The 24,968-nt window shown below is 40.2% G+C and carries 23 protein-coding genes and 1 pseudogene (1 of these 24 cut by a window edge); 3 read left to right on the plus strand and 21 right to left on the minus strand.

Annotated elements, in window-relative coordinates; translation table 11 throughout:
* Together DER53_RS17820 and DER53_RS15155 are read right to left on the minus strand one after the other, a co-directional pair.
* Nucleotides 1–219, minus strand: partial view of a zinc ribbon domain-containing protein gene (locus tag DER53_RS17820; RefSeq protein WP_082805398.1) — the 5' portion only. 9 nt of this gene lie to the left of the window's left edge; only the first 219 of its 228 coding nucleotides appear in the window; its start codon is at nt 217–219; its stop codon lies beyond the left edge, outside the window.
* Nucleotides 194–461 (minus strand): annotated as a pseudogene (locus DER53_RS15155) (helix-turn-helix domain-containing protein); the annotation flags it as partial. The gene DER53_RS17820 and the pseudogene DER53_RS15155, both read right to left, overlap by 26 nt.
* An 85-nt stretch (nt 462–546) precedes the next feature.
* Between DER53_RS15155 and DER53_RS15160 the strand changes: the two are divergent.
* Complete coding sequence (locus DER53_RS15160; protein WP_062752628.1) at nt 547–1,059, plus strand: DUF1648 domain-containing protein; 513 nt, start codon at nt 547–549, stop codon at nt 1,057–1,059.
* Nucleotides 1,060–1,250: 191 nt separating this feature from the next.
* A complete protein-coding gene (locus DER53_RS15165; protein WP_062752630.1) occupies nt 1,251–1,694 on the plus strand; it encodes an Hsp20/alpha crystallin family protein in 444 nt (147 codons plus the stop codon).
* Between the two features lie 17 nt (nt 1,695–1,711).
* On the opposite strand, the gene DER53_RS15170 is transcribed toward DER53_RS15165, so the two are convergent.
* The 5 genes from DER53_RS15170 to DER53_RS15190 all read right to left on the minus strand — a co-directional run bounded on the left by DER53_RS15170 (nt 1,712) and on the right by DER53_RS15190 (nt 7,426).
* On the minus strand, nt 1,712–2,737 hold the full coding sequence (locus DER53_RS15170) for a LacI family DNA-binding transcriptional regulator (protein ID WP_062752632.1): 1,026 nt from the start codon (nt 2,735–2,737) through the stop codon (nt 1,712–1,714).
* Between the two features lie 69 nt (nt 2,738–2,806).
* On the minus strand, nt 2,807–3,742 hold the full coding sequence (locus tag DER53_RS15175) for an aldose epimerase family protein (protein ID WP_062752634.1): 936 nt from the start codon (nt 3,740–3,742) through the stop codon (nt 2,807–2,809).
* On the minus strand, nt 3,739–5,256 hold the full coding sequence (gene galT / locus DER53_RS15180; protein ID WP_062752636.1) for a UDP-glucose--hexose-1-phosphate uridylyltransferase: 1,518 nt from the start codon (nt 5,254–5,256) through the stop codon (nt 3,739–3,741). The genes DER53_RS15175 and galT overlap by 4 nt, the downstream gene beginning before the upstream one ends.
* 2 nt (nt 5,257–5,258) lie before the next feature.
* A complete protein-coding gene (galE, locus tag DER53_RS15185) occupies nt 5,259–6,245 on the minus strand; it encodes a UDP-glucose 4-epimerase GalE (RefSeq protein ID WP_062752638.1) in 987 nt (328 codons plus the stop codon).
* Nucleotides 6,242–7,426 carry a galactokinase gene (locus DER53_RS15190; protein ID WP_062752640.1) on the minus strand — a complete coding sequence of 395 codons (1,185 nt, stop codon included), beginning with the start codon at nt 7,424–7,426 and terminating at the stop codon, nt 6,242–6,244. The genes galE and DER53_RS15190 overlap by 4 nt, the downstream gene beginning before the upstream one ends.
* A 142-nt stretch (nt 7,427–7,568) precedes the next feature.
* Between DER53_RS15190 and DER53_RS15195 the strand changes: the two genes are divergently transcribed.
* Complete coding sequence (locus DER53_RS15195) at nt 7,569–8,351, plus strand: EcsC family protein (RefSeq protein ID WP_062752642.1); 783 nt, start codon at nt 7,569–7,571, stop codon at nt 8,349–8,351.
* 28 nt (nt 8,352–8,379) lie between these two features.
* Here the strand turns inward: DER53_RS15195 and DER53_RS15200 are convergent, their stop codons facing one another.
* From DER53_RS15200 to DER53_RS15265, 14 genes are all read right to left on the minus strand, one after another.
* On the minus strand, nt 8,380–10,569 hold the full coding sequence (locus DER53_RS15200) for an alpha-galactosidase (protein WP_062752644.1): 2,190 nt from the start codon (nt 10,567–10,569) through the stop codon (nt 8,380–8,382).
* A 45-nt stretch (nt 10,570–10,614) separates the two neighbouring features.
* Entirely contained in the window at nt 10,615–11,430 is an 816-nt protein-coding gene (locus DER53_RS15205; protein WP_062752645.1) for a carbohydrate ABC transporter permease, read from the minus strand.
* Nucleotides 11,427–12,353 carry a carbohydrate ABC transporter permease gene (locus DER53_RS15210; protein WP_062752647.1) on the minus strand — a complete coding sequence of 309 codons (927 nt, stop codon included), beginning with the start codon at nt 12,351–12,353 and terminating at the stop codon, nt 11,427–11,429. The genes DER53_RS15205 and DER53_RS15210 overlap by 4 nt, the downstream gene beginning before the upstream one ends.
* Before the next feature lie 115 nt (nt 12,354–12,468).
* A complete protein-coding gene (locus tag DER53_RS15215) occupies nt 12,469–13,716 on the minus strand; it encodes an ABC transporter substrate-binding protein (protein ID WP_244319613.1) in 1,248 nt (415 codons plus the stop codon).
* A 180-nt stretch (nt 13,717–13,896) separates the two neighbouring features.
* A complete protein-coding gene (locus DER53_RS17640; protein WP_082805399.1) occupies nt 13,897–14,289 on the minus strand; it encodes a substrate-binding domain-containing protein in 393 nt (130 codons plus the stop codon).
* Nucleotides 14,289–14,924 carry a LacI family DNA-binding transcriptional regulator gene (locus DER53_RS17645; RefSeq protein WP_082805400.1) on the minus strand — a complete coding sequence of 212 codons (636 nt, stop codon included), beginning with the start codon at nt 14,922–14,924 and terminating at the stop codon, nt 14,289–14,291. Before DER53_RS17645 ends, DER53_RS17640 begins: the two co-directional genes overlap by 1 nt.
* 495 nt (nt 14,925–15,419) lie before the next feature.
* Entirely contained in the window at nt 15,420–16,640 is a 1,221-nt protein-coding gene (locus tag DER53_RS15230; RefSeq protein WP_062752651.1) for an MFS transporter, read from the minus strand.
* 46 nt (nt 16,641–16,686) lie between these two features.
* Nucleotides 16,687–17,580 (minus strand): class II fructose-1,6-bisphosphate aldolase, encoded by an 894-nt coding sequence (gene fba, locus DER53_RS15235; protein ID WP_062752653.1) that lies wholly within the window; start codon nt 17,578–17,580, stop codon nt 16,687–16,689.
* 287 nt (nt 17,581–17,867) lie between these two features.
* Complete coding sequence (locus DER53_RS15240) at nt 17,868–19,328, minus strand: CoA-acylating methylmalonate-semialdehyde dehydrogenase (RefSeq protein ID WP_062752655.1); 1,461 nt, start codon at nt 19,326–19,328, stop codon at nt 17,868–17,870.
* Nucleotides 19,329–19,347: 19 nt separating this feature from the next.
* A complete protein-coding gene (gene iolC, locus DER53_RS15245; RefSeq protein WP_062752657.1) occupies nt 19,348–20,355 on the minus strand; it encodes a 5-dehydro-2-deoxygluconokinase in 1,008 nt (335 codons plus the stop codon).
* Between the two features lie 18 nt (nt 20,356–20,373).
* The gene (iolB, locus tag DER53_RS15250) at nt 20,374–21,198 is read right to left on the minus strand and encodes a 5-deoxy-glucuronate isomerase (RefSeq protein WP_062752659.1); all 825 of its coding nucleotides are present in this window, start codon (nt 21,196–21,198) and stop codon (nt 20,374–20,376) included.
* Between the two features lie 16 nt (nt 21,199–21,214).
* On the minus strand, nt 21,215–22,150 hold the full coding sequence (gene iolE / locus DER53_RS15255) for a myo-inosose-2 dehydratase (protein WP_062752661.1): 936 nt from the start codon (nt 22,148–22,150) through the stop codon (nt 21,215–21,217).
* A 19-nt stretch (nt 22,151–22,169) separates the two neighbouring features.
* Entirely contained in the window at nt 22,170–24,104 is a 1,935-nt protein-coding gene (gene iolD, locus DER53_RS15260; protein WP_062752663.1) for a 3D-(3,5/4)-trihydroxycyclohexane-1,2-dione acylhydrolase (decyclizing), read from the minus strand.
* Nucleotides 24,105–24,125: 21 nt separating this feature from the next.
* Entirely contained in the window at nt 24,126–24,968 is an 843-nt protein-coding gene (locus DER53_RS15265; protein ID WP_062752665.1) for a sugar phosphate isomerase/epimerase family protein, read from the minus strand.

Consider the following 24,968-nt stretch of genomic DNA (forward strand, 5'->3'; position numbering starts at 1 on the left):
CGGTCCAGCAGTGATTAATCTCATACCTTCTTGTAAGATATTTCTTGCGGTGTTTACATCTCGGTCATGATGTGTTCTACAATTCGAACATGTCCACACCCGCAAGGTTAGGGTTTTGACTTCTTTGTTTTGATATCCACAATTAGAGCAAAGTTGTAAACAGGATTTTTTTGCTTTTGAAGCGTGGACGTTATTCTGTTTTTTGAAAATCGTCCAGATGTTTTAGCACATTTTGAAGTGCGGTAGAATCGACCTCTTTTAACCATTCCAATTCCTTTTTCAATTGGTTTAACTGATTGGCACAAATGTTATAGGTTAGACCTTTACCTGTTTGTTCATAGGCTTCATTCCACTTGGCTAAGAAGTAATTAAAAACGAAACGACTGCAGCCAATCGATTTGTTAATTGAGTAACACTTGTTCTTTCGTTGGATAGATCCGAAACTTAAATGCTTTGTGCATAAGATTCACTTCCCGCTTCTTGTTTGTTGAGAACACAATATATTACCCGTATTTATAATAATGGATAATGAGAAAAAAGGAGGAGGTGAGAAAAATCGAAATTCAAAACCGCCCAGTATTGAAAATAGAAAAGACACCGTTAGAAATTGCTCTAAATATCATTTCATTACTACTTTTCATTGGAAGTGTTTTGTACTTATTAATGGAATGGCCTTCCTTGCCAAATCGAGTGCCAATGCATTATAACTTTTTCGGAGAAGTAGATAAATGGGGAAGCAAAGGAATAATTTTTTTACATCCGATTATGGGAGCTGTTTTATGGATTGGCCCTACTATTCTTGAAAAATTCCCTCACGCTTATAATTATATTGTCAGTTTAACAGAAGAAAACATAGAACGACAATACAAAAATGGACGTATCATGATTAACGTTGTAAAAAATGAAATACTAATTTATATATCTTACAACATTTGGAAAGATGTAAAAATAGCATATGGACACGATATAGCTTTCGGGACTTGGGATTTAGCTCTATTTCTTATAGTCCTTTTCGGTTCGATGGGCTTTTTTATAGTAAGGTCATTTCGTTTAAGATAAAACATTATTCGATTATTCCTAATAAAACGAATGGGCGAGTCGGTTATATAAAAAGCGTAAAGGGGCTTCCGTATTTGGGAGTCCCATTCTTTATACAATAACCTTTCACAGAATCTTTGTATAAAACAGCGCTGCCTAAAACAAACTATTTGATGACAAATATATTAACGATCCAAAGGAGGGCGCTGTTTATGTCTTTAATCCCTTATGATCCATTTCGCCATTTAGAAACAATGCGCAAGGACCTTAGCCGATTTTTTTCAACCGATTTCCCTTCTCTTTTCACCCATATGGATGACCATATCGGGATGCCGCGCATGGATATGCATGAAACGGAAAACGAATATGTCGTATCGTGCGATCTCCCTGGTCTAGAGAAAAAAGAAGACGTGCACATCGACGTACACAACAATATTTTAACGATTAGCGGCACCATCCAGCGAGACCAAAACATTAAAGAAGAACAAATGCATCGCCGCGAACGCTTTTTCGGCCGTTTTCAACGTTCCATTACGCTGCCATCGGATGCAGCAACAGATAACATTAAAGCAACATATAAAAATGGTGTGCTCGATATCCATATTCCAAAAACAACATCTAGTCCGAAAAAGCGCGTTGATATCGAATTTCACTAATGCAGTAAAGGGAGCTGCTACATTGAACAGCTCCCTTTTGAACAAACTTGACTGCTTTCTCGAACAATGAGTTTTGTTGGTACAACCACTTTTTTGCAAATGGTTCGCTTCGTCGTTAGTCTCTCTACTAACAATTCTACCGCCGTCTCTCCCATAAACTCTGTATACACTTTTACCGTTGTTAATGGCGGGTGGATAAATTTGGCGGTCGGAATATCATTAAATCCGACGATAGATATATCATCAGGAACTGGAATTTGCGCTTCATGAAGCGCGCGCAGCGCCCCAATCGCCATCGAATCACTGGCGATAAAAAACGCGGTTGGAATGTCTTTTGCAGAGATTGCTTGTTTCATTAATCGATAGCCGTCTTCAGCGGTAAAACTTCCTGTCCATACATATCGCGAATCATATATTCCTTTCAAGTATAAATATTCGTAAAACGTTGCTTCGCGCTCATCATGAAGAAGTGTTTGTCCGTCTACATATTCACGCCCGCCAATATAGCCGATTTTTTTGTGGCCGAGTTGAAGAAGATAGTCTAACACGGTAATCGTTGATTTCCTTAAATCAATGACAACGGAGTCAAATTTTTGCTCATCTGGCGAACAATCTACAAACACGATATGTTTAGTACTTGCTGCAAACGCGTTTATATCTTTTGGCCCAAACTTTCCAACCGCAATAATTCCGTCTAAATTTTCCATCCGCTCCCCTGGATAGGAACCATTTTGTTTAAACAACTTTACCAGCTCGATTTGCCGTTCAAAACATTCTTTTTCTACCCCTAAGCGAATCGCCATGTAATACGGATCATCAAGTTCTTGCCGTTCCGAGTACCAATGAACAAGCCCAAATCGAAATCGTTCTTTCGTTTGTTGGCTGCGTTCCCGCAATGTTTTATAATTCAATTGTTGAGCTACTTCGAAAATGCGTTTTCTCGTTTCATCCGATACCGATAAGGTTGTATCATAATTAAGAACGCGCGATACAGTGGCAACAGATACTCCCACTTTTTCCGCAATTTCTTTTAACGTCGCCATTGGTGAAATAGATCCCTTCCTCCATATGTTTTTTACAATAAATTTTCTTTGCCAATATTCTAGATCATATCATTCTGCCCCTATTTCTATTTGGAACCACCATGTAAATACACCTTTTGCTTCCACAAATGAAACTTTCCGAATGGCATAAGCGACAGACAAATTATCGTACACTCCGGTGCATGGTTCGAGCGCCAAATTATAGTCGCCGCGATAGCCACCTTGTGTTTTCCAAACTCCTAAATACGGAATTTTTTCCGCTGGATAGTGGTACATTAGTTTGCGTCCTGTATTTTCTTGAACGATTCCGCACATTCCTTTCGGGACGCGCTCGGTAAAATAAAATTTCTCACAGTTGTTCGCAGATGGCGGCTCCATTTTTGATAAATCCAACGGTTTCCCTGTTTTTCGCGAAATCGTAACGGGATACGGATGAATTGTTCCCCATTCGCCAAGATGTTCCGTCTGATGTTCGACGGTCATTACGCTGGTCAAACTGTCAGGAACGACGATTTTTGTATATTCGTCACATCGCAAAAGCGCATGAGGGGTCCAAATAAAGTAAAATCGTGTGTCGCCATCATTGGTGACCGCATAATCAAAACAAAGTCGATTCATTTCTAACCAAACTCGCTTTGTCATCGTATATGGGAAAACAGGACTTTTGACAGTAAAAACAACCGTCTCCCCTTCCAAACGATATTCCCACGGAAGCGCCCATACTTCTCCGTGATCAGGAATCGGCTTTCCCGTTACAGGATCAAAACAAGCATCGATGCTTGGAAATACCTCATCGAATCCACTAGAATCATAGTCGCTAAAAACAGCGCCGTAACTCGGTATGGTGAGCGTATCACTTTTTGCTTGAAACAACCATTCTTTATTCGTTTCTTTATCGATTAACGAAGCGAGTTTACTGCCGTACTCCGGCAAAAACACGGCTCTTATGTAATTGTTTTCCAAAATGATGCTTTTTAGTCCTTTGAACGTTCCTTCCCGAATCATGACAACTTCTCCTGCACTTTCCGTAAAAAAGTATGAAATGCTTGTTTTCCTCTCTTGGTTCGTTTAAAAACACCAGCGTGTTCTAATACGGTAATAAATCGCTGCCCTACCTCATGCTGTAAAATATCCAACACGGTTTCTTTCGTAATGTCTGTATATTTGCTGCGAATTTCTTCATACCAGTCCCAATGTTTTAACAACGCTGGGTCCCAATCCTCTTTTTTCGTATGTTGAATAAGATATTGTGCTAATATGTCCAATTCTTTCGCAAGTCTTCCAGGTAAAACGGCAAGCCCCATCACTTCAATTAAACCGATATTCTCCTTTTTAATATGATGCAATTCTTCATGAGGATGAAAAATCCCGTATGGATGTTCACGTGATGTCCGATTATTGCGCAAAACGATATCCATTTCAAATAAACCGGCGCGCCGTCTCGCGATTGGCGTGACGGTGTTGTGCGAAGTAGTACCGCTTTTGGCATAAATATCGACACTCGGATCACTATACGTTTGCCACGTCCGGTAAATGACATCAGCCGCTTCGAGCACTTCCTCTTTTTTGCCGCGAAGGCGAATGACTGACATCGGCCAGCGGACGATCCCTGCCGCAAGTGACGGAAAAGAAGAAAAAGAAACATATTCTTCGATTTCAGCTTTTTCCATCGCAAACGTGTAGTTTCCACCTTGAAAATGATCATGCGCTAAAATCGAGCCGCCGACAATCGGCAGATCAGCGTTCGAGCCGATGAAATAATGCGGAAATTTTTCGATGAAATCAAGCAAGCGCGCGAATGTTTTTCGTTCCATTTTCATCGGCACATGCTCAGCATGGAACACGATGCAATGTTCATTGTAATACACATATGGAGAATATTGGAAATACCACTTCTCGTCTAATAACGTAAGAGGAATGACGCGATGATTAGAGCGCGCCGGATGATGCCACGTTCCTTCGTATCCTTCATTTTCTTTGCATAGCACGCACTTTGGGTACGAAGATGCCGGCGCGTCTTTTAATTTGGCGATTTCTTTCGGGTCTTTCTCTGGTTTGGATAAATTGATCGTAATATCAATCTTTCCGTATTCTGTTTTCGTTTTCCATTGTTTATTTTTCGCAATCCGCGCTGTGTGAATGTAGTTGGAGGCTTTGCTAAGAGAATAAAACCAGTCGGTTGCTAGTTTCGGGTCTTTATTGTATTTGGCATAAAATTCACGGATCACTTCGGATGGACGCGGCATTAAACAGTTCATCAGCTTGGCGTCCCATATATCCCGCTCTGTCGTCGTATTCGTCTTGATGCGGCCATTTTCGTACGCCCAATCTAAAATGGCCTCTAATATCGGTGAAGGAGAGGAAAAGGACACATCCTTTACCTCCACTGGTTTCCACTCCTCTAACTGCAGCGCCGCGAGCAGGCGATTGCGCGTGTAAACGATATCTTCACGATGAATCAGTCCGTTTGCGATCCCGTATTGGATGAGCTGTTCTAACGCTTCAAAAATGTCTGCCACCGTCACACACCTCGATATCCGTTCGGTTTCGCTTGATGCCACTCCCATGCGGAAGCGACAATATCAATAATCGATGTATATTTCGGCTCCCAGCCGAGTTCACGTTTAGCTTTTTCCGAGGATGCGACGAGCTTCGCCGGGTCTCCCGGGCGCCGCGCCATGACGCGTGCCGGAATCGGATGGCCTGTTACATTTCTAGCTGCTTCGATGACTTCTTTTACGGTAAATCCGCTGCCGTTTCCTAAATTATAAACGTTGCTTTCCGCACCGCTTCGCAATTTTTCAACAGCTAAAATATGGGCGTCGACTAAATCAAGAACGTGAATATAGTCGCGGATGCAGGTGCCGTCAGGCGTATCGTAATCATCTCCAAAAATATGAATCTCTTCCCGCTGCCCAAGCGGCACTTTTAAAATCAACGGGATTAAGTGCGTTTCCGGATTATGGTCTTCGCCGATGATCGTCCCGTATGCCCCCGCGACATTAAAATAACGAAGAGAGATGTAACGAATTCCGTAAGCACGATCGACCCATTTCATCATTTTTTCCATCGCCAATTTCGTTTCTCCATATGTGTTGGTTGGCAGCGTTGGATCCGTTTCCACAATTGGAATTTGTTTTGGTTCCCCATACACCGCCGCTGTCGAGGAAAAGACGATTTGTTTCACGCCGAACTCGTTCATTACTTCTAACAATACTTGCGTACCGTAAACGTTATTGTCGTAATATTTAAGCGGCTCTTGCATACTTTCGCCGACAAGGGAGTTGGCGGCGAAATGAATCACCGTATCGATCTCATGCTTACGAAATACATCGCGCAAAAACGCGCGGTCGCGAATATCCCCTTGATAGAAGGTCGCTTCCGGATGAACCGCCTCCCGATGCCCTGTTTGCAAATTGTCAACAACAATGACCTTTTCTCCCTTTTCGATTAAGCGATATACCGCATGGCTGCCGATATAGCCTGCGCCGCCGCAGACAAGAATCATACGCTCATCTCCTTTTCTCCCGTTATTTCTTTCGCTCCATCACCAATTTTCACAACATAAAAACTAGCTTCATAGCCAATTTTTTTCGCATATTCATTCCCTACTTGCTCAATAAAAGAAGGAATAAACTCATCTTTTACAATATTTACGGTACAGCCGCCAAAACCAGCTCCAGTCATGCGGGCGCCGATCGTCCCTTCGTGGTTCCACGCCGCTTCAACAAGCGTATCAAGCTCTAATCCTGTCACTTCATAATCATCGCGCAGCGAAATGTGGGATTGTTTCATTAACTCGCCAAAGCGCGCCAAATCTCCTTTTTCCAACGCAGTAGCCGCCTCTATCGTTCGTTCATTTTCCGTCACGGCATGGCGTGCCCGCTTTTGTTCGATTGGAGAAAGAAGGTGATCATACTGTTCTAATTGCTCGCTTGTCAGCTCGCCAAGCGACTCGATATTTAGCTGCGCTTTTAATTTCAACAAAGCAGCTTCACACGTCGATCTTCGTTCGTTATACGCTGAATCGGCCAAACCGCGCTTTTTATTCGTATTTGCGATGACAATCGAACAATGATTGAACGCCACAGGAATATAGCGGTATGCCAGCGTTTGGCAATTTAAGAGAATCGCATGATTTCGCTTTCCCATTCCGACGGCAAATTGATCCATAATGCCGCAGTTGACGCCGACATATTCATTTTCTACTTTTTGGCTCATTTTCACAAGTTCGAGCATATCGATATGCTGCTCGAATAACTCATTCATCATCACCGCCGTAACTAATTCAATCGAAGCGGAAGACGATAACCCGGCACCGTTCGGGATCGTTCCATAATACAAAATATCAAGTCCCGTCTCGATCGGATAAAACGATTGAAACGCAGCAATAACTCCCTTTGGATAATTTGCCCATCCATGCTTGTCTTGATAGGATAGGTCGTCATAAGATACGGTAATGATCCCTGTTTCCGGAAAATTTTTCGAGTAAAAGCGGATAAACGGATGTGCCGTTTTTCGCACAAGCGCATACGTCCCAATTTCCAAAGCGCACGGCAGCACATGCCCGCCGTTATAGTCCGTATGCTCGCCAATTAAATTCACGCGGCCTGGCGCGAAGAAAATACGAATTTCTTCATTTCTGCCTCCAAATAATTCAGTAAACGTTTTTATTAAATTGGTGATCATGAATGATACCCCCTAAATATACCTTTAGTAAATATTTTAGTAAAATTTTTATTATTGATCAATAAAAAAAGAAACATTTTCTTTTTGGAACACGTATAAGAAGTAGCTTATTCCATCATCTTATATATAAGGGGGTTATCCAATGGAAACAAAACAAGTATTAGAACAAGAACTGCAATCAATCCACCGCTGGGAACAAGAGCAAAAAGATTTATGGTTTTGGGAAAAGCTTGGACGGCTGCCGTTTAAAGTACTTGATCAGCTGACACCGAGCATCGTACATAAAAAACTCGGGCAATTGCTTGACGAACTGGGAAGTTATATACAAACAGGCGGGCAATATCTTGTCAATGAAGAAAAAATATTAGAGAAACTCCACGTCGCAACGGTGCAACAAGCCGCACATCTGCCGCTTGCGACAATGGACCGCGTTTGTGATGAGTTGATTCAATCGCGAGTAACATTCGCGCAATACCAGGGGGCAACGACAGGCGTCGGTGGAATACTGACACTTGCCATTGACATTCCGGCATTGCTCGGTCTTGCGTTAAAAACATTACAGGAAATCGCCATTGTTTACGGTTATAACCCGAAAGAGAAAAAAGAACGTATTTTTATTGTGAAATGTTTACAATTTACTTCCGCTGATATTGTCGGCAAAAAAGCGATTTTGGACGAGCTTACGTCATTTTCCAACGAGCATCGGCAAGTTTTTTCCCAAATCCAAGGATGGCGCGAAGTGATGATGACATTCCGTGACCAATACAGCTGGAAAAAGCTGTTTCAATTTGTTCCAATTGTCGGCATTATTTTTGGCGCGGTGTTTAATAGAGCTTTTATTAAAGATATCGCTGAAACAGGGAAAATACTGTATCGGAAGCGGCGGATTTTAGAAAGACTCTCTCAACTAGAAACCGGTGTCTAGCCGCATTCTAGACACCGGTCTTACTTTATTAATGTGATTCTTTTAAATGCCAAATGACGCTGATGAAATCGCCGCGGCGCTCCGGAACATTCAGTCCCACATACATCAGTTCATCGCCGCCGTACACTTCTCCGCTTCCGGTGATTTCGTAATCTTTATTTGGATCCAGCCCTTTAAGCCGCAAGAACGACAGCGGTGCATTCGCTTCCGCCAGCACGCGAAAATAGGCGACAAACGCTTCTGATTTGTCTTCCGCTACAAACATCCATGCCGTTTCATTTCCTTCAAATGGGCTTAGTATTCTGTAAAACGTTCCAAACTGCACAAGACGGCGAATGTCTTTATAAAATGCGACTTGCTGCTTGACAATGGCTTTTTCTTCTTCGCTTAACTTTGTCAAATCCAGTTCATAGCCAAAGTTTCCCGACATCGCCACATGCCCGCGCATTTCCAGCGAGGTGATGCGATGAACTTGATGATTCGGAACAGCTGACACATGAGCGCCCATAGCGCTAATCGGATAAACGAGACTTGTACCGTATTGGATTTTCAAACGCGAAACAGCGTCGGTATTATCACTCGTCCATGTTTGCGGCATGTAATATAGCATCCCCGGGTCAAACCGTCCTCCACCGCCGGAACAACTTTCAAATAAGATATGCGGAAAACGTGAAGTGATTTCCTCCATCACCCGATATAACCCTAACATGTAACGGTGCACCGTTTCGCGCTGCCGTTCCGGAGGCAGGGCGGCAGAACCGATTTCCGTCATATGGCGGTTCATATCCCACTTCACATACGAAATCGGAGCGCTTGCCAACACATCGGACACAACTTGAATAATGTAATCGCACACTTCCTTGCGGGAATAGTCCAACACAAGCTGATTTCTCCCTTCGGAACGCGGACGATTCGGCACATGAAGGCACCAGTCCGGATGATTCCGATACAGCTCGCTGTCCACTGAAACCATTTCCGGTTCCATCCATAGACCAAACTGCATGCCCATTTGGTTAATGTTTTTTGCCAGCCCTTCTAGTCCATTTGGCAGCTTCTGTTTATTGACGAACCAATCTCCTAACGAACTGCGGTCATTATCGCGTTTGCCAAACCAACCGTCATCTAACACAAATAGCTCAATTCCTAATTCTGCCGCTGTTTTCGCAAGGCGCAAAATTTTTTCTTCATTAAAATCAAAATACGTCGCTTCCCAGTTATTAATAAGAATTAGTCTCTCGCGATCCCGATATACTCCGCGCGCCAAACGAGTTCGATATAGCTGATGGTATGTTTGCGACATCCCGTTTAGCCCTTTATCTGAGTACACCATGACAACTTCAGGTGTTTGAAACGACTCGCCTGGTTCTAACAGCCACGTAAAATCAAACGGATTAATTCCCATGGATACACGCGCCGTGCGAAACTGGTCGACTTCTATTTGCGCAAGAAAATTGCCGCTGTACACGAGGCTAAAACCGTATACTTCCCCATAATCTTCGTTTGCTCCTTTTTGAAGCAAAGCGATAAATGGATTATGTTGATGACTGCTGGCGCCGCGGCGACTTTCTACTGATTGTGTTCCAGACACAAGCGGCCGTCTTTCCACCGCCCGTTCCCTTGCCCACGCTCCCGGCAAATGCAACCATTCGTAGTCAGCATGAGGAAAATCTACGTTCATGCTTAGCGCCCGCAACAGTTTAATACACTCAGAACCATTATTATCAAAACGAACAGAACGCGTAATCACATTCCATTTTTCATATACGGTATAAAGCAGCGTAACATGCAAACCAATAAGCTGGTCTTCCAAGAGAATTTCCAACGTTTCGGCTTCATTTTCGTTTTCTACATAGGTGGCCGGTAGCCCTTCTAGCTTCGGTTTTCCTTTATAAATCCAATGCGTTTTGTAACGCAACTCCGAAATCATCGACCCGTTTTCCAATTGCACTTGATATGCCGGTGTGCGAAAATCGGTATTGCCGTACGTTGGGTATTCCTGCGGCAATGTATCCAATGAGAACGTGCGATCAGACGGGTCGGGATTTGGGGAAAACGGGCGGTCCAAAAACTTAAGCTTTCTCGATCCATTCACATTTCTAATCTTTTTTCCCCAGTAAAGATGGGCTAAATATCCTGATCGAACAATCTGCATCACATAGCTTGTATCGTTCGCTTGTAGGTGAAAGGTTTTTGTTGCATGATTGTATACAATCCCCATCTCCATTCTCCTTCTCCATTTGTTTTTATTTAAGAAATACACTTATTACCCTTTTACAGCACCAGACGACAATCCACTAATAAAGTACTTTTGCAAGAACAAGTACAAAATAATGATCGGCAATGAGCTGAGTAGTGACCCTGCAGCAACCCACCCAACATTGTTTACATATTGCGAGAAGAAAGAAGATAAAGCTACAGTAAGTGTATGTGATTCAGAACTTTGTAAGAAAAATACAGAAAATTGATAGTCATTCCATACATTCACACCCGTTAAAATTATCACAGTTACAGTAACAGGTTTTAGTAAAGGCATAATGATGCGAAAAAACAATGAAAATCTGCTCATACCATCGATCATAGCTGCCTCGTCTAATTCTCTTGGAATCGTATTGATAAACCCTGTAAATAGAAAAATCGTAATTGGCAAGTTAAACGTAACATGCAATAAAATAATCGCCCACGGTTGGTTTAAGCCACCAATATCTACAATAAACTTATAAAGAGGAACGAGAATAGTAAGCGGCGGGACAATCATCGCTGAGATAAAAAACAAGAACATAAATCTATTTAAGCGGGTTTTAAACCTTGCTAGTGGGTAAGAAGCACATGCACCTAAAAACACCACTAAAAAAACGGAGATTACCGTAATCACAATGTTATTGTAAAAAGCTTGATCAAGATTTGCTTCCTTCCATGCATTGGTAAAATTATCGAAATACAATGTATCTGGTGGAAGCCATTTTGAACTTAAATCATCAACTGGTTTAAAGGAGACCGTTATCAATAGATAAAAAGGAATCAGGTGGATGATACTAATCAGAATCGTTATAAGGAGCAATACTTTTTTGCTTTTTTTCATCCGGCGATCTCCTTTCTTCTTAAATAAATTAGTGCCGTAATACTAATGACCGAAATCAGCACAAACATCAAATTGCCAAGTGTGGCAGCATAACCCGCGTCCATACTTGCAAAATAATATTTATACATGACTGTCGACAACGACTGGGACGCGTATCCTGGACCACCTTTTGTCAGTGAAACAATCACATCAAAAAGCTTTAAACCTCCAATTAAATTTAACACAACGTTAATAGTAATCGATGGCATTAGCATTGGAAGAGTCACATGCTTAAACTGCTGCCATGACGAAGCACCATCAATTTGTGCTGCCTCATAAAAATCTCTTGAAATCGTTTGTAATCCTGCTAAATAAATAACCATTGCAATACCTAAATATTGATACGTATTGACAAACATAATAATCCAAACATTCCATTGTGGATCTGCTAATATATTTAATGGCTTATCATGAAATAAAAGGATGATATCATTTAATGCTCCCCCATCATACTGAAAAAAGAAATACCAAATATATCCCATAATGAGTGGGCTGATAATCACTGGTAAATAAATTATAGTGCGTGTAATTCCTCTTGTTTTGATTTCTCTATTAAGCAAAAGAGCATATGCTAATCCTATTACATTTTGAAATAATGTACTTCCGATTCCATAAATAAGCGTGTTTTTTATAATAGTTCCAATATTAGGATCATGTAACATTCGTTTATAGTTATCCAACCCAATCCAATCATACGTTTGTGAAAAGCCATCCCAGTTGGTGAAAGAAATTTGCAATCCTCTCAAGAAAGGGTAAAAAATAAACATGATAAACAACAATAGAGCAGGAAGATACATAATATTTAACCAAATTGGCGAGGATATCTTTTTCATACGTAAACTTTTCTTAGCGAATGAAATTTGCGCTCGTGCTTCTGTTTTCATAACCACTCTTCCCTTCTTTGCTTTACGCTTTGCCATTTTCGGGAATCGCTAATACATTTTATTTCATTGGGTCTGAACACTATTCGGTCAGACCCTGCTTTTATAAAACAACCTATTATTTCTTTTGTTGCTCTCGTAGACGTTGAAATTGTTTTTCCATATTTTCCGAGAATTGCTTCGGTGTAATCGAACCAGCAATCAACTCTTGACCATTTGTGCACATCACATCCCACATACCGTTTGGTAAGTACACGCGGTCAAAATAAGGAAATACACGAATGTTAGCATATTTCTCGTAATATTGTGTAAGCTCTCCTAAATCAGCATTAACCCCCTTTACACCAGCAGGAAGCTTAGTAGCTTCTGCCATTTTCTTTAAGTTTTCAGTCTTCGCAAAGAAATTAATTAATTTTTTTGCTTCTTCTAAATGTGGGGAGTCTTTCCACACAGCTAACGTAAATCTTTCTCCTCCAGAGAATGTCGGTTCATCTCCCTTAACAATCGCCGGAACCGGCATATACCCTACTTTCAAATTCGAATTGATTTCTTTTGCTTGTTCTACAAATGCTGGTCCCATCATTACAAAAGCAACTTTTCCTTCTGCAAACAGCCTTGGCAAATCGCTATATTTTGCCGTCAACACATCTTTATTCATAAGACCCTTATCATATATTTCTTTGAATTTTTCCGGAAGATAAGTCCATTTTGACCAATCAAAGGTTCCATTTAATAAATCTTGCGCATAGTTCTTTTCCGGGCTAATGAATAATGAAGTGGCAAAATAGTCAAAAAATTGGCCGATCATTGCTGCATCAATACCTGAAAAATAAAATGGGGATACTTGTCCATTGCTTTCTTTTTTAATCTTTTCTGCAGCGGCTAACAGCTCGTCAAACGTTTTTGGAACTTCGATATTGTACTTTTCTAAAATATCGGCATTGTAAGTAATTCCATCTTTTGCTTCATTGAGTGGTAAAGCATAAACTTTTCCGTTTTTGTCCGTAAGAACCGGTTTCATCGAATCAGTTAAATTGGAAGCCCAGCTTTCCTTGCTTAAATCAGCCACGTACCTCCCATAGCGAATTTGCGCCCAACCATGTGTGTCAAACACATCTGGCAAATCATTAGCAGCCATTTTCACTTTTAAAATGTTTTCATATTCCTGACCCGGGAAATTTACTTCAACACTAATTTTTGGATTTTCTTTTTCAAACTCTTTTACGATCTCCTTAAACACCCTTTTTCCTTCCTCTTCGTTAATGGTACTAAAAACGGTCAGTTTTACTTTAGAATCAGAATTTGTTCCCGATTCTTTACTGTTACATCCAACCATAAAAGAGAATAAAAATGATATCACTAACATAAAAATTATTGGCCTCTTCATCATCATCCCCCTCTTCTTCCGTAAAATTTGCAAATACTATGAAACGTGGTAAAATAGTAGAATGTGTAGTGCATTTTCTGTATTGGCTAGTCTATAGCTTAACCTCTTTTTATTTCGTGTTTTATCACCTCCTTGAACTTTTTTGAAAGCGTATCATTTTTAAGAATCACATCCACAACTTTTGCGGACTATAAGCTTTGTTGGGAGCACCACTTTCATTGGAATTTCCCGTCCGTTTAAACGATCTATTAACAGATTGACAGCTGTTCTCCCCATCTGTTCTGTATATACTTTGATTGTCGTAAGGGGAGGATTTACATATTCGGCTATTTCTATATCGTTAAAACTTACTATCGATATATCATCAGGAGCACTTAAACCTTCCTCATGTATAGCCCGTAGAGCCCCTATGGCAAGAGGATCGCTAGCTACAAAAAACGCTGTTGGAATATCTGATTGCGTCAAAATCTCCTTCATTGTTTGATAGCCGCTTGCTGTTGACCACTCATTTAAGTAAACAAATTTTTCATCGTAAATCCCATGCTCTTGCATTACTTCAAACGCTGGCCTTCTATCTCAGTTATTTGATAAGAACCAAATTGACGTATATGTTCTTTACCGCCAATAAAACCAATTTTTTTATGACCATGCTGTAATAAATGCGAGATGGCCAATTCTGTCGCTTGGCAAAAATCCGAAACAACAGCATCATAATGTCTTTCATCTGGAGAATAGTTAACAAAAACAAGTCTATCTTCCTTATGAAACATGTTTACTAAACTTTTTGGGTCAATTTCTCCTACAATAATCATTCCATCTAATTTCGAAGCATACAAATCAGCATCATTTTTCGGATCAGTCATTCTAATAATCTTTGTTATATGTATTCCTAAATCTAAGCACTGTTTTTCAATCCCTTCTCGAATAGATAGAAAATACAGGTCATTAAATTCATCTTGTTGGGAACACCAAAGCAGGAGACCTATTTCAATATGTTCCTTGCTTGTATTTCTTTTAGACTGCTGTTGACGAACTCTCATAGGTTTGTATTTTAACTGTACAGCAATTTCTAGAATACGCTTTCTTGTTTCTTCAGACATCGATAGCGTCTGATCATTATTTAGTACACGAGAAACCGTTGCAGGGGACACTTTTGCTTTTTTTGCGATATCTCGAATTGTTGTCATTTCTACTTCTCCTTACGTTTTAACTAAAATATTTAGTAAATTATTTTTCTAATTATTATTATTATCATAATTATAAAACTATTTCAATAATTTTAGTTTATATTTTTTAAATTATCTGTAATTTAATTTCAAGAATAAATTTGTAACTTTTACTAAACAACGGTGAAACAAAGTATAAAATTTTACTGATATTGCAAAGTTGGAATCAAAGTGACGCCTCACGTGTCCAAAACAGCTTTAAACGAAGGAGTGAGATACTCTTCTTAGCTCCACAAAGCGATATCAGCCTAAAAAGCGGCCAAATTAAATAGATACGTTACAATAAAACGACTTACATGGAGAGATTGTCCCAATTCAAGGATAATGAGATTCGACCCTTGCATAAGCTAGCCGCTACTTCTACCTTCACCCTCAGGACTTTCACCCTATAGATAACACCCATGTCGAGTGCACATAAAAGTACCGGCACTTAGCGTACCGGCACATGATAGAATGTTAATTTCGAAATGTTTTTAGTCTTTTTCTCAATTTATAAACAGAATAGTGAACAGACAATCGTTCTTTATAATTCCATAATAATATTAGTGTCGTTGCTACTATTCCTAATACACCTGCAAAATAAAAGCCCGCATGAATCCCCATCGCCGAATTCAACATTCCGGCAAGATATGGACCTACAAACATTCCAATAGCGTAAATTGCTTGGTAGGTTCCCATTGCTGTTGCTCGTTTATCATCAGCAATCGATTCAATAGACATTCCTAATAGTAATGGAAACAATAATCCTAGCGAAAACCCATTTAGTGCTTGCACAATGCATAATAGTTCTTTTTCTTTAATAATAGGAGTAATAAGAGTAAAAACAGCGCTACAGAAAAACGCCAGCGTCAACGACTTCCATTTTCCTAGTATCGGAACAAGCACTTTGCCCATGAAAAGTGTCGCTAATGCATGAGGGATCATAAACGAAAAAACAATCATACTCAAATCACGCTCTTGAAGCCCTATTTGCAATGCATACACCGGTATAAATCCGAACATCGTAGTAAAAATGATGCTATGAGCCAAAATCGAAAGTAAAGAAACCTTTAAAAGCAATGGCTCTCTCATCACTAATAGGAGATCTTTTATTTGTATAGATGTTTGTTTTACTATTTCCCTTGGTTCATAAATAAAAAGAGAAAGAATCATACCAATAACCCCTAAAACTCCTCCTATCCAGAACGGAGCTCGCCATCCCCATTCATCAACAATATAACCACTAAACGACATGCCTATTAATTGGGCTAAAACAACTACGAAAGAAATTCTGCTCATTGCCTGATGAACTTCCTCGTCTCGAAAATAACTCGAATATAGTACCGTGAAAGCTACCCATGTCGCGGCAGCAATTCCAGCAAACGAGCGTGAAACAAGTGCCCAACCTAAACTATCTGTTAATGCAAACATTAAACTACTAATCATAGCCATCAACATTCCAAGTATAATAAATGGCTTCCTTCGCTTTATAAAATCGGAAACCACGCCAATAGGAACACGAAACAAAAATTGCATAAGACCATAACTGCTTAAAACAATACCAATAAATGTATATGTTCCTCCCAATAATTCAACATACGGTGATAAGATCGGCATATAAATAAAAATTGACAGCCAAAAAAGGAATGAAGCTACTAGGAATATAAAATGGTTTTTTACAGAAGAATATTTATTCAATTCTTCACCTCCTCTTATTCTAACCTAATAAAAGTTGGAAAATAATTTATTTACAAAGTACATGTCGTAAAATGGCCTTTGCTTTCCCTGATGAACCAAATTCACGCATCTTTTGTTTCACCGTATTTTTCACTGCTTCCCTTGCTAAATCTAGATATTTTCTTGGATCATACAAAGTAGTATTTCCATCTAAAGCTCTCCGAATCGCACGAGTGAACGCTAATTGATTTTCCGTATTTACATTGATTTTGGCTGTACCTAACGAGATTGCCCTACGAATATCATGAAGAGGAATTCCTGTTCCACCATGTAAAACAAGCGGGACACCGGTTAATTGCCGAATTTGTTCCATTTGTAAAAAACCTAGTCTTGGCTCCCCCTTATACGGACCATGAACAGACCCTAATGCCGGAGCAAGACAATCAACACCTGTTTCTTTCACAAGACGTTCACATTCTTCTGGAATTGCATACATCGCCTCTGCTTCATCGATGATGAGATCGTCTTCTTGCCCTCCAATTCTCCCTACTTCTGCTTCTACAGAAACCCCTAAAACATGAGCCGCTTCAACGACTTTTTTTGTCTCTGCAATATTAATCTCTAAAGGATGGTGTGAAGCATCAATCATGACAGAAGTAAATCCTGCATACATTGCTTGTAAGCATTGTTCATATGATGAACCATGATCCAAATGGAGAGCAACTGGAACAGTAATGTTAAATTCTTTTATTAGCTCTTTCACCATTGCTGCTGCTGTTCGTAATCCACCTAAGTGTGGAATATACCCTGGACTCACTGCTAAAATCACCGGTGATTGTTCTTCTTCCGCTGCTAAAAGAATAGCTTGCGCAAATTCTAAATTATTAATATTAAAATGACCAATTGCATATTTATCCTTCAGGGCTTGGCGCAACATTCCTGTCATTGATACTAATGGCATCTCTCTTTCCCCCTCCATTAAATATCTGTTTTATTACAATTCTTTGTCTATTAAATAAAAAATAAGAAAAAACAACACCCTAAATCAGAATAGATATTGAATATTTTTAGTTAAGCAAGCTATAGAAAAAGAACTCAATATAGAAATTTTTACTCCCATTGACCATGCTAGATATCCATCTTCCTTATGTAATCTAACTATCCCATATCTCACAGAGCCTTTCACTTTCTCCCTTATCAGTAATAAGGAAAGAGTATCAAGCTAAAATCGCTTGATACTCTGTGTAGTTACCAACGAGCTGTAACCATTTTCTTACGTGTATAAAACTCGACTCCATCCGTACCATTAGCATGGAGGTCACCATAGAAGGAGTTTTTCCAGCCAGAGAACGGGAAGAACGCCATCGGTGCCGGTACGCCCAAGTTTACTCCTAACATCCCCGCATCAATTTCATCACGGAATTTACGAACATTGCTTCCATCTCTTGTATATATACAAGCACCGTTAGCAAATGGAGACTTATTCGCAACTTCAATCGCTTCATCCAATGTATTCACTCGAACAATGGATAAAACTGGCGCAAAAATCTCATCTTTCCAAATTGTCATATCCGTTGTTACTCGATCAAAAATGGTTGGACCGATAAAATAACCATTAGCATTCGTTGCAGCATCTTTCCGACCGTCTCTCACTAAAAGTGCTCCTTCTTTTTCTCCAAGTTCAATATATTTTATCGTTCGTTCTTTATGAGATTCACGAATGACTGGTCCAAGGAACACATCCTCATCTAACCCGTTTCCAATTTTAATCTCATTTGCCGCTTTTACTAATTTCTCTACAAACGTGTCTGCAATGTCGCCAACAGTAACAACAACAGAAGCGGCCATGCATCTTTCTCCAGCTGATCCAAACGCGGCATTAATAATTTGCTGAACAGCTAAATCTAAGTCAGCATCCGGCATCACAATCGAGTGATTTTTCGCACCGGTTAGCGCTTGCACACGTTTTCCATGAGCAGCTGCCGTTTTATACACATATTCACCGACAGGCTGCGATCCGACGAAGGAGATTGCTTTCACATCCGGATGCTCCAGCAATCCATTGACGACATCGTGCGCTCCGTGAACGATGTTCAATACGCCATCCGGAAGCCCTGCTTCTTTAAACAATTCTGCTAAACGGTTGGCGAGCATCGGCGTACGTTCGGATGGTTTTAAAACAAACGTATTTCCACATGCAATCGCTAATGGAAACATCCAGCACGGTACCATCATCGGAAAGTTAAATGGCGTAATTCCTCCGACTACTCCTAGTGGATAACGATACATTCCAGATTCAATACCGTTTGCAATATCAGGGAGCTGTTTTCCCATCATTAATGTAGGTACTCCAGCTGCAAACTCGACACACTCAATCCCCCTTTGAATTTCCCCATATGCTTCATTATAGCTTTTGCCATTCTCTAACGTAACAAGGCGAGCAAGCTCTTCCCAATGCTCAACAAGCAATTGTTGATATTTGAACAAAATCCGAGCTCGACGCGGCACCGGTGTTTTGCTCCAAGTTTTAAATGCTTCTTTTGCCGCTGCAACAGCTTGATTTAAATCATCTTTATTAGAAATTGGAACATAAGCTAAAACTTCTCCTGTGGCCGGATTCGGAACAACTTCTGTTTTTCCAGACGTTGATTCAACCCAGCGTCCCCCAATATAGTTTTTTAATGTTTGTACTCCAGCAGTTGTTGTCATTTTGATCTTCCTCCTTGTCTTATTTTGTGACTATTGGGTCATTCTTGTATTTCTGAATAAAATCTTCAATTTGTTTTAATGTCGGCATCGCATCTGAACAACTATGGCTAGAAATAACAATGGAAGCAGCTGCTGCCCCGTATTCCATCGCTTTCGGAATATCCCATCCTTGCATTAATCCATAAATAAAGGCAGCTGCATACGAATCTCCTGCTCCGAACGTTTTGATGACATTAGCTGGGAAAATCTTGCCCTTGAATTTCTCGCCTTCTTTTGTATATGCAATCGAACCGTCTTTCCCATGTTTGATAACGACGATTTTTACTTGATAATCAAACCATCTTTTCGCCGTTTTCTCATCATCGTTTCGATTGCTCTCAAATTGCTCCATTATATCGAATTCTTCTCTTGTTCCGATAATAACATCGCATTTTTCTGCCGCTAGATTATAATAAATCGCAGTTTCTTCCAGTGAATTCCATGTATAAGGACGATAATCGAGGTCAAAGAAGACGACAACACCATGTTTTCTTGCATAATCGAGCGCTAAGAATACAGCTTCTCTTGACGGACTTTTCGCTAACGCCGTTCCCGAAATTAAGAGAACTTTTGCTTGTTTAATATAATCTTCTTTTATATCCTTTGGCTCCAGCTTCAAATCAGCGACATTGTCCCGATACATAAGAATGCTGCAATCAGTCGGGCTTTTAATTTCAGTGAACGCAAGTCCCGTCACACTTCCTGATTTATCGGTAATAACGTTTGATGTATCAATATTATTTTTTTTCAAATAATTGATAATAAATCTACCCATCTGATCGTCTGCCACACGACCAATAAACCCTGTTTTCATTCCTAGACGAGACATTCCGATCGTAATATTAGCAGGAGAACCGCCTACATATTTTGTAAATGTCACCGTTTCTTCCATTGGGCGGTTAATTTCATTGGCATTTAAATCAATACATAGTCGACCGATTGCGATAAAATCTAACGGCTTTTGCAGATCAAATGTTAAATGATTCATCAAACATCCTCCTTTCCCCTATGAATGTTTCGCTGCTAACTTACTTTCCATTACCCATTCATGATCCGGGTCATTGCGAAATTTCCATGTTCGGACTGGTCCTGCCATGACATTCAAGTAATACACTTCATATCCTGGAGGTGCCGCAACAGGGTGATATCCTTTCGGCACTAATACGACATCGCCATTTTTTACTACTAGTGTTTCATCTAGCGAGCGGTCGTCAGTATACACTCTTTGTACAGCAAATCCATGATCCGGGTTAATTTTATGATAATATGTTTCTTCCAGATAAGATTCATAAGGAAGATTATCCTGATCATGCTTGTGTGGAGGATAGCTCGACCAGTTTCCTTCTGGTGTGAATACTTCCACTACTAGTAAACTATCGGCTTGTTTTTGTTCTGGAAGAATATTATGAATTCTCCGTTCAATGTTTCCTGCACCTCTTATTTCCACTTCCACTTCATGTGGATTAATTAATCGGGCAGAATAGGTACCTTTCCCCGGCGCTAAGCAGACTGCTAATTCAAGATCAGTTACAGCTTCTACTTCATAGAAATCCCCAGACGGAACATACACAGAATACGGAGGAATTTTTTCAAACACGCTCATTCGTTCACCAATGTTTTTCCATTGTTCATATTGAGTGAATACATTTGCCTTTCCACTAAGGAGAACTAAGCATGCTTCTTGATTGATTGTTTCCTTCCGCAGCTTTTGCCCTTTTTGTAGAACATATACTTCGAATCCGATATATTTCCATCCAGCAGATTCCGGTGTCACTCGTAACACATTTCCTTCTTGATTCGGCTTGTGACTCGAAATAACTAACTGACTCATTTATTTTCTCACTCCTTCACTGTTGTCTAGCAGCCATTAAAGCTTGAACAGTATTATCGATATAGTCTTTTGCCATTTTTGCATATTTATATGGATGTGCAATAGCAGGATCTTGTTCTGCTTCAACAATAACCCAGCCGTCATATTGAATCTCAATCAACTTTTCAAAAATTGGAGCAAAATCAATGCAACCATCCCCCGGTACAGTAAACATTCCGCGTAATACCGCACTGCGAAAATCAAGATTTTCCTTTCGTACCTGTTCAAGAACATTAAGTCGAACATCTTTTAAATGAACATATTGAATTCGATCCTCATACTTATGCAAAAGCTCTAACGGATTGTAGCCACCATATAATGCATGACCCGTATCATATAGTAAATGGACAAGATTCGGATCTGTTAACTCCATTAAACGATCAATTTCATCCGCGGTCTCTACCACAGTACCGGCGTGGAAATGATAAACGAGTTTCATGCCAAATGGCTGGCATAGTTTAGCTGCCCTATGTAACCCTTCAACCAGCGACGCCCATTCTTTCTCTGTTAACTTTTGAATTGTTTTATCCTCAGGAGAACGACGAGGATCCCAATGCATGGAGCCGCCCATTTCACATACGATGACATGCTCGCAACCCATTTCATGCAAATATTCCACCCATTTCTGAAACGATTGCAGCTCCTCTTCTAAACGTTTTTCATCGGAAAATAATACGCCTATAAATTTGCTTGCTAATTGAATTCCGTATTTTTCTAGTTTTGATTTTAATGATGGGGGATCTTGCGAAAAAAGCCTCCCCATTTCTGTAGCAATGTATCCCAGCGAAGACATTTCAGATAAGACTTGATCTTGTGTATAATGGTCGCCAAGACCAGGAATATCATCATTAACCCAGCTGATTGGAGCGATGCCAATTCGAAACGGATTAGCTATTTGTTTATTTGATTCCATTTTTATACACCTCGTTTTGTCAGTATTTTCGTGCCTTTCTCAACTCATTCTCTTTTCGCATATACGCTTCTTTTACTTTTGGATTGCGGGAGACCCCTGCAACTCCAACGTGCCACCACGATTCATATCCATGTGTCATTGTTTTCGGAAGAACTTTAATATCAATTAATGTCGATACTGTTTGTCTTTTCGCATCCTCGATTGCTTCTTTTAGCTGTTCAAGCGTATGAACTTTGTACGTTTTCACCCCATAGCCGGCTGCACTTTGCGCAAAATCTATATGGATCAGGCTTCCATCTAAACGCCCTGTTTCCTCATTCCGATACCGGAATTCTGTGCCGAAGCTTCCCATTCCATTTTCCATTTGTAGGTTGTTAATGCACCCAAAACCAGCGTTATCAAATAATAAAATATTGATTTTTTTCCGCTCTTGAATGCTAGTAATCAACTCTGAATGAAGCATTAAATAACTTCCGTCTCCTACAAACGCGTATACCTCTTTATCCGGCTCTGCCATCTTCACTCCAAGGGCCCCGGAGATTTCGTACCCCATGCACGAATAACCGTATTCCATGTGATACGTATTCGGTTTACGTGATACCCACATTCGTTGCAAATCACCTGGTAAGCTTCCTGATGCACCGATGATAATCGCATCTTCATCAATAAGTTCATTGATAGCCCCAATTACTTCTGTTTGTGTTAAACAAGATCCAAATGATTCATAAAACTCAGGAAGCACGTCATCGAGATGACCGGAAATTTCTGGTACAAAATCCTGTTCATTGTATCGTACTTTATACAAACGTTTCAATTCAGCATTCCATTTTGACTTTGCCATTTCGATTTCATTGATATATTCTGAACGATAACCAATCTTCTCTAGCTCCCGTTCAAGGGCAAGAAGTGCTAGTTTGGCATCAGCCACGATTTTAACCGCATCTAGCTTATATGCATGATATTCGGACACGTTAATTGTTAAAAAGTCTACGTCTGGATTTTGGAACAATTGTTTTGAACCAGTTGTAAAATCCGAGTACCTTGTACCAATTCCGATAACAAGATCAGCTTCTTTGGCAATCATATTAGCAGCAAGATTACCAGTTACCCCAATTCCTCCAAGATTATACGCATGCGTACTTTCAATTGCGCTTTTACCAGCCTGTGTTTCACCGTAAGGAATATGAAATTTTTCAGAAAATCTTTTTAATGTTTCCGCTGCTTCTGAATAACGAACACCTCCACCGCAAATAATAATTGGCTTTTTCTTTCTGCGGATCAGCTCTACTGCATCTTTCACTGCATCAGCGGTCGGTACACGGCGCTCAATGCGATGAACACGTTTTCGGAAGAAATATTTAGGAAAATCATAAACCTCACCTTGAACATCTTGTGGTAGAGCAATGGTGACTGCACCTGTGTCCGCAGGATCTGTCAACACCCTCATCGCATTAATCATTGCCGTCATGAGCTGTTCCGGACGGCTGATTCGATCCCAATACTTACTGACGGCACGAAAGGCATCATTCGTAGAAATCGTTAAATCATGATAATGCTCAATTTGCTGAAGAACCGGATCAGGCTGTCTTGTCGCAAACGTGTCTCCTGGAAGCAATAAGACTGGAATATTATTAGCAGAAGCAGTTGCGGCCGCTGTCACCATATTTGCTGCCCCAGGACCTACGGAAGAAGTACATGCCATAATCTGTTTTCGGTGTTTCTGTTTCGCAAAGGCGATCGCCGCATGTGCCATTCCTTGCTCATTACGTCCTTGGTACACTTCTAATTCTCCAGGATCTTCTTCGAGTGCCTGGCCGATACCAAGTACATTCCCATGTCCGAAAATTGTAAAAATTCCTTTGACAAATTTTTGCTCTTTTCCGTCGAATTCAACATATTGTTGATTTAAAAACTTAATTAATGCCTGTGCAGTCGTTAATCGAATCGTCTCCATAATTCTTTCCACCCACCTTTCTTACGATCTACTTAATTCAAAATAGTTGCTTAATATTTTTTCCGTTTTCTCCTTAGCAGTTTTAATCGTTTTTTCTATATCCCATTCCCAATATTCCGGCCGAAACAGTTCTACTGAAGCCATTTCGTCATAGCCAATCCCCTTTAAAGTATGCAAAATTTGATCTAAATCAACAGCCCCATCTCCCGGCCATACACGATGATGGTCGCGTAGTGCTCCAACCGGCAAATCCTCGCAATCATCAATATGGAACACGAAAATTTTCGATGGGTCTGCCTTTTGTAAATCTTCGATATGGGAATTCATCGCATGAAAATGGAAGCAATCTAATACAATACCAACGTTGTCTCGATTTACTTCTTGGACAATGTCATATGCTTGCGCAAAAGTATTGACCGAACAATTCGGATACCCGCAAAATTCCAATGCCAACCGTACCCCATATGGTTCTGCTAATTGTGTTAGCTCGTGTAACACTCGAACCGTTTCATGTTTTATTTCTGATATTGTATAATCGCCAATATCGAAACTTGGAACAGCAATCACTGTTTTGCAGTCGATTATTTCACCAATCTCACACAAAAATCGCAAATCATTTTGTATTTGTGTATATCCTTCTTGATCTCTGAATGTAATAAACTCTAATGCATTAAACGCGTACGGCTTGATTCGGTGCCGTTCAAAAAAAGCCTTTAACTCTTCTACTTTATGGTCAATGAGGTACTCTCTTAACTTATCTAATCGAATCTCAATTAAATCATATCCATATTTCTCACAGAGTTCTAAATCCATTTTTAATGTGGATTTCTTCATCGTTGTTGCTTGATTAAATGCGATTTTCAT

The organism is Parageobacillus toebii NBRC 107807, assembly GCF_003688615.2.
Lineage (GTDB): Bacteria > Bacillota > Bacilli > Bacillales > Anoxybacillaceae > Parageobacillus_B > Parageobacillus_B toebii.